The organism is Phormidesmis sp. 146-12 (assembly GCF_052939495.1).
The window spans coordinates 902-12,009 of record NZ_JBJPHS010000153.1 but is presented as its reverse complement, the minus strand read 5'-3'; the positions used below and the strand labels follow the sequence as shown (position 1 = coordinate 12,009).

Annotated in this window: 10 protein-coding genes; 5 read left to right on the top strand and 5 right to left on the bottom strand. The window is 48.4% G+C overall.

Going from position 1 to position 11,108, the window contains the following annotated elements:
* Window positions 1-85: 85 nt before the first annotated feature.
* The gene (locus ACKFKF_RS32040; RefSeq protein WP_446871446.1) at window positions 86-235 is read left to right on the top strand and encodes a hypothetical protein; all 150 of its coding nucleotides are present in this window, start codon (window positions 86-88) and stop codon (window positions 233-235) included.
* Between the two features lie 14 nt (window positions 236-249).
* Here the strand turns inward: ACKFKF_RS32040 and ACKFKF_RS32035 are convergent, their stop codons facing one another.
* Window positions 250-441, bottom strand: coding sequence for a hypothetical protein (locus ACKFKF_RS32035; RefSeq protein ID WP_446861314.1), 192 nt, complete (start codon window positions 439-441; stop codon window positions 250-252).
* Window positions 438-1,346, bottom strand: a complete 909-nt coding sequence (locus ACKFKF_RS32030) for an SPFH domain-containing protein (RefSeq protein ID WP_446871444.1) — start codon at window positions 1,344-1,346, stop codon at window positions 438-440. Before ACKFKF_RS32030 ends, ACKFKF_RS32035 begins: the two co-directional genes overlap by 4 nt.
* Before the next feature lie 549 nt (window positions 1,347-1,895).
* Here ACKFKF_RS32030 and ACKFKF_RS32025 point away from each other — a divergent pair.
* The 3 genes from ACKFKF_RS32025 (at window position 1,896) to ACKFKF_RS32015 (ending at window position 5,816) form a co-directional block, all read left to right on the top strand.
* Entirely contained in the window at window positions 1,896-3,368 is a 1,473-nt protein-coding gene (locus ACKFKF_RS32025; RefSeq protein WP_446871442.1) for a TldD/PmbA family protein, read from the top strand.
* A gap of 306 nt (window positions 3,369-3,674) precedes the next feature.
* Entirely contained in the window at window positions 3,675-5,015 is a 1,341-nt protein-coding gene (locus ACKFKF_RS32020) for a TldD/PmbA family protein (protein WP_446871440.1), read from the top strand.
* 90 nt (window positions 5,016-5,105) lie between these two features.
* Window positions 5,106-5,816 (top strand): Uma2 family endonuclease, encoded by a 711-nt coding sequence (locus ACKFKF_RS32015; RefSeq protein WP_446871438.1) that lies wholly within the window; start codon window positions 5,106-5,108, stop codon window positions 5,814-5,816.
* 119 nt (window positions 5,817-5,935) lie between these two features.
* Here the strand turns inward: ACKFKF_RS32015 and ACKFKF_RS32010 are convergent, their stop codons facing one another.
* A complete protein-coding gene (locus tag ACKFKF_RS32010; protein WP_446871436.1) occupies window positions 5,936-6,331 on the bottom strand; it encodes a CU044_2847 family protein in 396 nt (131 codons plus the stop codon).
* Between the two features lie 125 nt (window positions 6,332-6,456).
* Between ACKFKF_RS32010 and ACKFKF_RS32005 the strand changes: the two genes are divergently transcribed.
* On the top strand, window positions 6,457-10,278 hold the full coding sequence (locus ACKFKF_RS32005; protein ID WP_446871434.1) for a caspase family protein: 3,822 nt from the start codon (window positions 6,457-6,459) through the stop codon (window positions 10,276-10,278).
* 6 nt (window positions 10,279-10,284) lie between these two features.
* Here the strand turns inward: ACKFKF_RS32005 and rimM are convergent, their stop codons facing one another.
* Both rimM and ACKFKF_RS31995 read right to left on the bottom strand, forming a co-directional pair.
* A complete protein-coding gene (gene rimM / locus ACKFKF_RS32000; protein WP_446861309.1) occupies window positions 10,285-10,833 on the bottom strand; it encodes a ribosome maturation factor RimM in 549 nt (182 codons plus the stop codon).
* Between the two features lie 65 nt (window positions 10,834-10,898).
* A partial coding sequence (locus ACKFKF_RS31995) for a DUF4351 domain-containing protein (protein ID WP_446871432.1) occupies window positions 10,899-11,108 on the bottom strand: 210 nt, incomplete at its 5' end.

Sequence of the window (11,108 nt, the reverse complement as noted above, 5' to 3'; positions counted from 1 at the left end):
ATCCTGTGCTTGTATTGTCGTCAGGGCAATTCAAGTTTTCGGATAGGCACTTAGTCAAATCGAGTGGTGAAGTCTTGCAGAACAGTTGCAGCAAACTGGACTTCGAGATCATCCTGGACACATTCGATTTCTAGCATTTTGCAATCCTAGTATTCTAACGGTGCGGGTGGTCGCGATCGACTCATGCTTTCAGCCTAAAGAGTTTGATGCACGTTTGGTTAAGCTGGAGGCATGAGCAGAAAACCTCATTTAATTCTCGCTTTCAGACTCCTCTTGAGGTGGTGTTGAGCGATTCTTCCATCGTCCCGCTTTGCGAACGGACTCCATTAGCAAGTACTCAATTTGAGCATTGACACTGCGAAGATCATCCGCAGACCACTTTTCCAAGGCATCATAGAGCTTGGGATCGATCCGCAACAAAAATCGCTTCTTTTGACTCATGCGTATAAGGTTCCAGTGTTCACCACTGGTTGGGTATTTTGGTCAGACGTTAAGACAACCAGCAAATTATTGACCATCGATGCTTTGCGCTCTTCGTCTAACTCAACGATCCCTTCTGCGCTCAGTCGTTTGAGGGCTTCATCGACCATTCCGACCGCCCCTTCAACAATTTGGCGACGAGCATCAATGATCGCTTGGGCTTGCTGACGACGCAGCATCACTTGAGCCACTTCGGGGGCGTAGGCAAGATGTGAGAGTCGCGCTTCGATCACCTCAACGCCAGCGATCGTCAATCGAGCTTGTAGTTCTTCCCGCAGGGTTTGCAGAATCTCATCGGGCACGCCTCGCAAAGAAGAGGTTCCCGTCGGTGCATCGTAAGGATAACGCACGGCCAACGTCCGAATGGCGGTTTCGCTCTGGGTTGCAACGAATTCTTCGTAGTCGTTCACGGTGAAGCGCGATTTTGCTGAGTCTTGCACTTGCCAGACGACGACTGCTCCAATTTCGATCGGGCTGCCTTGTGCTTCGTTGACTTTCAAGATTTTGCTGTCGAAGTTGCGAATCCGCAGGGAGACTTTACGCTTGCCTGCAAAAGGATTGGCCCACCAAAATCCTGCTTCTCGAACGCTACCGATATAGCTGCCAAAGAGAGTCAAGACAACGGCTTCGTTTGGCTCAATGGTGAAGAATCCTGAGATTGAAGGCACTACAACGACGAGCAAAGTTGCAATAATCCAAGCCAAAAGTTCGGGGTCAAGCAGGTCATCCAGATTATCTAGCCGACCTCCAAAGTGCTGTACCAATCCCCAAATTCGCCAAGTGATCAGGGCTGTGATTGCTCCGAGTGTCCCTAATGCTAGAAATCCATTGAGCTTGAATGCTGAAGATTCTGCGATCGGCTTCATGAGAAGTCTCCTTGAGTCTGGTCGATACTAAAGTGATATCACTCTGAAATCAGAATGGCAAGAGCAAGCCGAATATTTCACAAAAAGGTGAATTGATGCAAGATTTTCGCTCCGTTGTTCACGGCTTCTGCCCCCCAAGCTGCCAATTTTGGGGAACTTTAAGAAAAGAACTCTGGTTCAAAGTCCCTCACTCGTGGGAGATTTGGGGGGCGTTCCTGGAGGGGGCGTTCCTGGAGCTGCAAGCGATGCTAAATTCGTTTAACTTCTGGTAACTTTATTTGCTGTAAACTATCAATTTTTTGTTAACGCTCACATGCTGTTTTCTATTAAATTTTTAGTTCAGTAGTTTCTTTAATGTGAGCTTGAATGATCTAAATCTGAATAATTTTTTGATCTGAGTGCCTTGTGATCTTTGTTGTTCTTATTCTGTCGCTTTCAGTCTGCGGGATCAAATTAGCGAAAGTGAGGAATTCCGCCCGCTACCCGACAAGTCGCTCAAGCTACAATAAGCAAACAACTGTCTCAACAGTCCTAGCGGAGAGGCTTTCCATGCAATCACCCACTCTATTGATCTCAAAAGAACTGCCCAGCTTGAAATACACTTATACGCCCGATCGCTTTGACGAAACCTGGGAAGCACCCCTCTCAATTCTTCTCGGACTCGGACGGGCCGCAGGGGCTGACTTTATTGAGTTTTTTCTAGAACGAGTTAACTACATTAGCTGCATGGCCGAAGATGATGCCATCACCAGCATTTCGCCTCGACTCTCGACGGGGGCAGGGGTGCGGGTGTTTCGCGGTAAAGCCGACTGCTATGTTAGCACCAATGATCTGTCATTCAATGGTCTCAAAGCTGCGTTAGAGAAAGGCTTGTCCATCATGGGCTTGCAGCTTCCTACGCCCAACGCCTTTATCCCCGAAATCAATCTCGAACTGCTCCGAGACTACGCCGTCAAAAAGGGCAAAGAAGCCTGGTTAGCCAACTGTAGCTCGATGCGAGAAATGAGCGATGTGCTACTGGCAGCCAATGGTGAACTGGCGACCAAAGCTCAACATGTGCAGTCTCGTCGGGCCGTCTACTTCCGCGATTGGCAAGAAGTGTTGGTGGCTTCCAGTGACGGCACGTTTGCACGAGACATTCGCCTGACGCAATCGGTCGGTTACAGTCTGCTCTGCGCCGATGGCACTAATCGATCGTCGATCAACAAGCGAGTCGGCAGCACCAGCGATCCCGCATTCTTGAGAACCTGGGCGTATAGCAAAGATGCTGAAGAAGTGGCAGAGTCCGCTTCTAAAATGCTGTATGCCGATTATGTTGAGTCGGGCACTTATCCGATCGTCATGGCTAACGAGTTCGGCGGTGTTATCTTCCACGAAGCCTGCGGTCACTTGCTTGAAACGACGCAAATCGAGCGCAAAACTACGCCCTTCATCGACAAAAAAGGCGAAAAGATTGCCCACGAAAACCTGACCGCCTGGGATGAAGGACTGACCGGAGACGCATTCGGCACGATCGACATGGACGACGAAGGAATGCCCGCCCAGCGCACTCTATTGATCGAAAATGGAATTCTCAAGAACTTTATTGCCGATCGTGCAGGCTCCACTCGTACCGGACATCCTCGAACCGGAAGTGGTCGTCGTCAAGGCTACACCTACGCAGCAGCGAGTCGGATGAGAAACACCTACATTGCACCGGGCGAGTATTCTCTGGATGACTTGTTTGGTTCCATTGAAAAGGGCATCTATTGCAAAAAGATGGGTGGCGGCAGCGTCGGGCCGACCGGACAATTCAACTTTGCGGTAGACGAAGCTTATTTAATCGAAAACGGCAAACTCACCAAACCGCTCAAAGGTGCCACGCTGATTGGCGAAGCCGTTGACATCATGAACAAAATTTCCATGTGTTCCAACGATTTGGGATTGGCGGCTGGCTTCTGCGGTTCCGTAAGTGGCAGCGTCTACGTCACCGTCGGACAGCCTCACATCAAAGTTGACTCAATCACCGTCGGCGGACGCTAGGCAGCAAATCAATCAAAGCGGATGGTTACCGCTAGACTTAGCAGCCCATCCGTTTCGATCCTACTGTGTATCCATGAGTTGATTTGACTCGTCATTGCCAAGATGCTTCGCCCCCTAAATCCCCCATTCTGGGGGACTTTGAGAAAGAAAGGCTTCTAGAATTCAACGCAATTTCTCAGTTTAAAGTCCCCTACTTGTGGGAGATTTGGGAGGCAGAAGCAGATCGAAACGAAGCGATTAACGATTTGCGTGTACACAGCCGCTCAGTTATCTTCTCCGCATCATCTCTACACTTTCTAATTTCCCATGCCAAATATTACAGAAATTGCTGCTTACGCTCAGGATAGCGCTCAAAGATTGGGCATTCAGAAGTACGACGTGTATGGCGCGTCGATCGATGAAACCAGCGCTCAAGTCGATCAAGGCGAACCTCAACAGGTCAAAGCCTCCAATCGTTCTAGTGTCACCGTCCGCGTTTGGAATGATGACAATAGCGTTGGAGTCACTTCGACCACCGATGTCGATCCCGCAGGCTTAGAACTGGCGCTCAAAACAGCTCATGAAGCAAGTTTCTTTGGCGTTCGTGACAATGTGCCCGACTTTAGCCCCGAATCGACCGCACCCACGGCTACTCATACCGAAGAGAAATCTCCCCAGGCACCCGTCTCGACGCTGCTCGAAAAGCTGATCGTCGCCGAAAAAGAACTGATGTCGGCTCACCCTGCGATCAAGTCAGTGCCTTATAACGGATTGGCTCAACGGGATATCGATCGCTTCTATCTCAACAGTGCTGGAGCCGTTCGCAATGAATCTCATTCGGTTGCTTCGCTCTATCTCTACACCAAAACCGAAGAAGAAGGACGCAAACCTCGCAGCGCAGGGGCATTTCGCGTCAGCTATGGCTTAGACAAACTCGATATTGATGGTTGCCTCAAAGAAGCCGCCGAAAAAACCATCAGCCACCTTAACTACGAGAAGGTGAAAACGGGCAAGTATCGCGTCGTCTTTTCACCAGAAGCCATTCTCGGTCTGATTGGTGCATTCTCCAACCTGTTTAATGCCCAGAGCATTCTGGATAAGCAGAGCCTTTCTACACCCGAATCTTTGGGATCTCAAATTGCCTCTCCTTTGCTGTGTCTCTGCGATGATGCCCTGCACCCAGAAAATGTCGGGGCTGAAACCTTTGACGGGGAGGGCACTCCGACGCGCCGCATTCCCCTGATTACCAACGGCGTATTGTCCAACTTTCTGCACAGCGCTGGAACCGCCAAACGCATGAACGCCCAGCCGACAGGACACGCTAACATGGGCGCAAAGGTGACAGTTAGCCCTCACTTTTATCACATTTTCCCTGGCGAACCTGCCACCCAGGAATACAGTCTAGACACTGCCGATAATGTGATTTTGATTGATGACTTGAGCGCGCTCCATGCGGGAGTTCAATCGCTGCAAGGCTCATTCTCGCTACCGTTTGACGGCTGGCTAATTCAAAACGGCAAACGTATCAGCATCGAATCTGCCACCGTTGCAGGCGACATTCGCGAAGTGTTGAATTCAATCATCTATGTTGAGAAGGATTTAGAATTCACGGGGTCAGGCGTTGCGCCAAGAGTCTGGGTTGATAGTTTGTCGATTACGGGTGAATAAAGTCAGACTGTAAGCACGGATCTCTGAGTTCTTTAAGGGCTTGGAGATCCGAATATTGGTAGTTTTGATGTCTCGCTGACGGAGCAAGCAATGGCCAAATTACCCTCTCAACAGAAGTTGCTGCCACCTTTGGAGAATGGCGATCGCTTAACCCGCTATGAATTTGAGCGACGCTACAATGCCATGCCTCACCTCAAAAAAGCTGAACTGATTGAAGGAGTGGTCTACATGGCGGCAGCTTTGCGGTTTAGAAGTCACGGTCAACCCCACGGAAATCTAATTACTTGGTTGGGAAATTACAAAGTCGCAACATTGGGTGTTGAGTTGGGAGTTGAGCCGACGATTCGACTAGATTTGGACAATGCACCTCAGCCAGATGCAGTCTTGTTGATTGAGGAAGCCCATGGTGGGCAGGCTCGACTGGGCGAAGATGATTATATTGAGGGCGCACCAGAATTGGTCGCAGAGATTGCAGCGAGTAGTGCGGCGATCGACCTGGGAGATAAGAAACGTGCTTATCGTCGCAATGGCATTAAAGAATATATTGTCTGGCAGATATTTGAACAAAAGTTCAACTGGTTTTACCTGCAAGAAGGAGAGTATGTGCCGCTGTCTCTTGCAAAAGATGGCGTGATTCGGAGCGTTACCTTTCCAGGTTTGTGGTTGGCAGTAGAAGAGTTGCTGTCTGGAGATATGGCAAAAGTGTTGACGGTGTTGCAAGCAGGATTGGCTTCACCAGAGCATGTTGCATTTGTACAACAGCTATCACAGCACAAAACATCTCTAGGTGAAAGTCTGTAGAAGTGCGACCCCTTGCGGGTAAATCCAAGAGATCGTAAATTTTACTAGTGAGGCGATCGTGCGCAATTCGTCTAGTATCTACAAATTCGACTCTCTGCTTAGGTGCCAGTAGACTTGCTCTATGAAGAAGTTGTAGGAGATGAAAGCGGAAGATCGCTCTTGGCAGAAGTTGTCGGAAACTTGCATTTCACAGAAACTTCCATACTGCCTTCAGCAGAGCCTTCAGTGAAAATGATTCCAGTTTTGCCACCCAGTTTGATACCAAATTTGAGGCTGATTTCTTCAACTTCGGCCGCACCGAGGTGTTGGAATGCCCCGATCGCAAAGTTTGCGTAAGTCTGAATCTTTTCTTGAATCTCTGCCATTTTCAACAAAACTTCTTCTGTTGCACCTTTTTCACCAGGACGTTTGCCTACATGATTAGAATCTGGAATTGGCGGAGTCGGTGGAGTCTCGACGTATATTTCGATAATGCTACCGTTGTCTTCGATTTGGAGGCGCTTTAGCTCAGACATAATTTACCTTAGAAGCGTAATTAACCCAGAAACCCTGCGGATTTTGCGGAGGTAGACGTGATTATTATACTTAGGTATCTTAGTAGGTGCAGCAGACGGGTCGTTCTTGATGGAATCTTAACCACATGACCAGATACGCACTTGTGATTGGCATCCAGAAGTACGGCGGATCGGGTTTTAATGATCTACAGAAGCCAGTTGAGGATGCAGAAGCGATCGCCCAGCTTCTAGAAGATTACGGTGATTTTGTCGAGGTCAATCGCCTGCCTCGTTCCTGGAGTCACGAACATGATCGCTATGAGGTTGTCAGCGAGCATTTGACGGGAGAGAAACTAGGAGCGGAGATTCGTAGTTTTCTTGAGAACGTTGGCAGAAATGAAGCACTGATTTATTTCAGTGGGCACGGGGACAAGGTGCCTGATGCCCTGGGTAATCAGAATGGATACCTGGTGACTTCGGACTGCACAACCGAGACTTTGAGTAGCAAAGGGGTATCTCTAGAAGGACTGAATCGGTTAATTTTGAAGACAGAGTGCAGTAGTTTGACGCTCATCCTGGATTGTTGTCACGCCGGGAGTTCGTTGGAGGATAGTCAAATTGAGGGTGCGTTGACTGCAATTCTGGCATCTAATCGTAACTATTTTCTGGCAGCGGCTTGTCGGAGTCAGGGGAAAGCTTACGAGGGAGAGTTGTATAGCCTGTTCACGGCGGCCGTGATTAAGGCTCTGAAATCACCGGGCACTGTCAAGACAGCAGATTTACGGGCGATCGTCTCTAAAGAACTCAACGGTAAGGGGCAGGAACCATTTTTTTGGGGATCAGAGAAGATTACACTGACTTACCCGGCTGCGGAGAAGGGTGAAGCAGATGCGGTGGACAAGCTGCAAGCTGCCCTGGAAAAGCTACGTCCAGACTCTGACATTTTGGATGCCCCATTTTTTGAAGAAGTTGAGACCAAAGTTGCTAATAAGCAAGCCCGTACCCAGATTCTGAAACTACGAGCGGCAAACTGGTCGATGCTGTTTCAGAAAAACTATGTGGAGCGTGACCAGCAGGGCGAGGCGTTAGAGAAAGCATTGCGTCTCTCTCAGGCAAATGGCATCTCACTGATGCTGATTCGTGGGGAACCGGGAGCAGGAAAAACCGCCTTGCTGCGCTGGCTGGCGTATGAATTATTTGACCAGGGTAAGCGGCTCTTTTACAAGAAAAGCCAGAACAAGGTGGGTTGGCTGGATCAGTTGCGCGAATTTTCAGAAGAAGCCGGTGGGAAACACTTTTATGTCATTGCAGATGACTTGTTTCGAGATGAGCCGATTTTGGAGGAGTTGCAGCAGAACGAATTTCTATTTCCGCTGACATTAATTGGGACGACGCGCCAGAATGAGGATCAGCACCATGACTTGCAGGGATTAGACTATGAAATCATCTGTTTGGATTTAGACAAGCCAAGCGCGGACGAGAAAGAGCGGGTGTTAGCGTTGCCAGAAGTACAGAGCCACCTGGCAGGAAAATCGGCAGCAGAGCGGCAACAACTGATGGACTCGCCGATTATGTTGGTGCTGATGTTGCAGCTATCGGAAGGAAAGCCGTTTCATGTGCTGTTGCAGGATATTGTGAAAGCGCTATCTAATACAGAACGTCAACCTCTATATCAAGCCTTTGGGGTTCTCTGTAGCTTTTTTCAATACGGCATTATTGTTCCTTTTGAGATTTTGAAGTTTTGCTTACCGCCCTCTAGTTCGCTAGAGCGATCCATCTTGTCAGGATTGGAGGGGTTGATTGATACCGCAGCATACGGCGAGTATGAGGGACTTATACCAGTTCATGAACTGATTGCCAAAACAGTGATGACGCTGAACTATCGCCCAAATAACCAGCATAATCAGCCCTATGGGTGGAATCGCCCCCCTTTGTTAGAGCAACATCTGAGCGCGATCGTGCAAAAGCTGGATGTGACACAGAAACTTCAGAGATGGTGGGTCAGTATTACCCTGAGAAAGCTAGCGGGGCAGTCTGGAGCAGCAGCATTAGTTTGTAAAATCCTACAAGACTCTTCTCCGCAGATTGCAGCTATCAAGCAGCACAATACCATCAGTGATTGGGTAACTTGGGGACAAATCTATATAGCGCTTGGTGATTCTGAGGAACAGCGATCGTGCATTCGCTCAATTTTGCAGGCACAACCAGAAAGCCCATTAGATCGGACATATTGGTTGTCTTTTGTTGAGAAGTTCGGTAGTTGGAAACAGCAGCAAACAGCAATTACCCAAACTGAAGTCTGGCTCAACACTCATACCCATTCTGATACTCGAAACGTTCGCCAAAACTACTTGGGACTGGTAGAACAGCAAGGTAATTGGGAACAGCAGCAAGTGGCAATTGCTCAAACTCAAGTCTGGCTAAACGACCATCCTGATGATGGGCATGTTCGCCAAAAGTATCTAGGACTCTTAGAACAATGCGGGAATCAAGAACAGCAGCAAGTGGCAATTACCCAGACCCAGCTCTGGCTGAATGAGCATCCTGGTGATTGGCATGTCCGCCAAAAATATCTAGGACTATTAGAACAACGCGGGAATCGAGAACAGCAGCAAGCGGCAATTACCCAGACCCAGCTCTGGCTGAATGAGCATCCTGGTGATTGGCATGTCCGCCAAAAATATCTAGGACTATTAGAACAACGCGGGAATCGAGAACAGCAGCAAGCGGCAATTACCCAAACCCGAACTTGGTTAGATGAGCATTCTCATGATGGGCATGTTCGCCAAAAATACCTGGCACTACTAGAACAACGAGGGAGCCGAGAACAGCAGCAAGCGGCGATCGCTCAAACCCAACTCTGGTTAAACAACTATGAAAATAATGAGAATGTTCGCCAAGCGTATCTAGCATTAGTAGAGCAGCGAGGTACCTGGGAGCAGCAGCAAGTGGCGATCGCTCAAACCCAACTCTGGTTAGACAACCATCCAGACAATGGAAATGTTCGTACAAAGTATTTAGCGTTAGTTGGCAAGATTGGCAAAAACAACGATGCAGTTGAGTTAGTGATTCACCAACAATGGCAATGGATCACTCAGCAGAACCAAGTAGAGCAGGGCTTGTGGCTTGCCTTCCTTCCTGTTCTTTATCATCATGCCTCTCCTGATTTATACCAACCCGCGGTTCAGCTTGCCTTGAAGCAATATCCGGATGCTCGAAACCTGACCCTGAATATTTTTGGGTATTTCCGCGACTACCTTGACGCTGCCACCTGCTACCACCTTGCCACCCGCATCAATCAGTACGATTTGCCAGTCAACAAGTGGCAAAATTTTGTTCACGTCGCCAACTTTTTCCGTGATCGGAAGGAATTTGATACTGCTGAGTCCATTTACCACCGCCTGATTGGTGCAGCAAGAAGAAAAGTCAGAGAATCTCCAGAGTTGCAGAAAACGATCGACTTTGCCACTCTCAGCTATGCCCAACTTCTGTTGTTAACCAAGCCTTCTCAGCCTGACCAGGCCTTGAAGAAGCTAGACCCCATTCTGAAGAAGAATCCGAAACATGGCTTTGGTAATTTATTGATGGCACAGTCTTACCAAGCCAAAGGCGCACCCTTCTACATCAGAGCCAAAAAACACTTTGAGACAGCCATTCAGTCCGATCGTGAACAGCGCGGATTCTTCCACCATCAATTTGGTTGCTTTTATCGCTACGCCGTGGGTGATATGCTCAATGCTCGTCGGTGTTTCGAGCAATCCCTCGCCCAAAAACTCAACCTTCCTGCCAGCATCGAACTCGCAGAACTAGAAGTCGCAGCCAAAAATCTTGAGCGTGCTAAAACTCTGCTGGAAAATGGACTTGATCTAACCCCCATCACTCGTCCCGAACAAGAAGAGCGCGAAAAACTCAAAGATCGTATTACAGCCCTACGATCGCTTCTCAATATACCTGAATCACCCACTTAAGCCTGCTTATTCAATTAAACCGATCGGTGGTGTAATTTCAATTCGCTTTTGCTCTAAATCGACAATAGGAACGATCGCCATCACAAATGGAATCAGCACCGTTTTCTCATTCTCAAGTTTGACTTCTAATAAGTCATGTCCTGCTGTCAGAATGTCTACAACGGTTCCAACTAATGTTTGGGTAGGTTGATCAAACACCTGCAAACCAATTAGATCTGCAACGTGAAATTCATCGGCTTCAAGCTTGGGTCGATCGTTAGCCATGACCAACAATTTGCTGCCCTGAAGGTTTTCGGCTTGAGTGCGATCGTTGACCCCTTCTAGCTGCACCACATACAACCCTTTGCCGTCTAAATATCGCCCTTTGATCAGTTGAATTTCTTGTGGCTCCGTTGTTCCGGGTCGCAAAATCCATCGTTTTCCAGGTTTCTCAAATCGCTCTGGAAAATCTGAGTTAGGATACACGCGCACCTCACCCTTCATGCCTTGGGCCGTAATGATTTTGCCGATTTCGAGAAAGGGAGTTTGTGGAGAAGACGCGACGGATTGCTGCATTTTAACGAAGTTTTGAATTCATTCTCTTGATTTGACTATCCACACAATACAGTGTTTGACTCAAGCTACAGGAAAGTTTGATCTAACCAGGTGTCTAAATCAGCTTCGCTAGAAAAGTCTAGTAAGGCCTCAGCTAACTGGGTCACTCTAAAAGAGGGTAGCTGCCGAATCTGTTCTTGTCTCTGGGCATTGACTTCACCAATCTGTCGGGTCAAAAGACGCATTGTCAGCACCAATCTTTCTTCCTGACGCGCAGTCTCTTTGACTTCCTCTTT

What these genes read in the sequence shown, in the direction of transcription:
- ACKFKF_RS32035 (WP_446861314.1), bottom strand. Translation starts at nt 441, where the DNA reads ATGAGTCAAAAGAAGCGATTTTTGTTGCGGATCGATCCCAAGCTCTAT.
- ACKFKF_RS32030 (WP_446871444.1), bottom strand. Translation starts at nt 1,346, where the DNA reads ATGAAGCCGATCGCAGAATCTTCAGCATTCAAGCTCAATGGATTTCTA.
- ACKFKF_RS32025 (WP_446871442.1), top strand. Translation starts at nt 1,896, where the DNA reads ATGCAATCACCCACTCTATTGATCTCAAAAGAACTGCCCAGCTTGAAA.
- ACKFKF_RS32020 (WP_446871440.1), top strand. Translation starts at nt 3,675, where the DNA reads ATGCCAAATATTACAGAAATTGCTGCTTACGCTCAGGATAGCGCTCAA.
- ACKFKF_RS32015 (WP_446871438.1), top strand. Translation starts at nt 5,106, where the DNA reads ATGGCCAAATTACCCTCTCAACAGAAGTTGCTGCCACCTTTGGAGAAT.
- ACKFKF_RS32010 (WP_446871436.1), bottom strand. Translation starts at nt 6,331, where the DNA reads ATGTCTGAGCTAAAGCGCCTCCAAATCGAAGACAACGGTAGCATTATC.
- ACKFKF_RS32005 (WP_446871434.1), top strand. Translation starts at nt 6,457, where the DNA reads ATGACCAGATACGCACTTGTGATTGGCATCCAGAAGTACGGCGGATCG.
- rimM (WP_446861309.1), bottom strand. Translation starts at nt 10,833, where the DNA reads ATGCAGCAATCCGTCGCGTCTTCTCCACAAACTCCCTTTCTCGAAATC.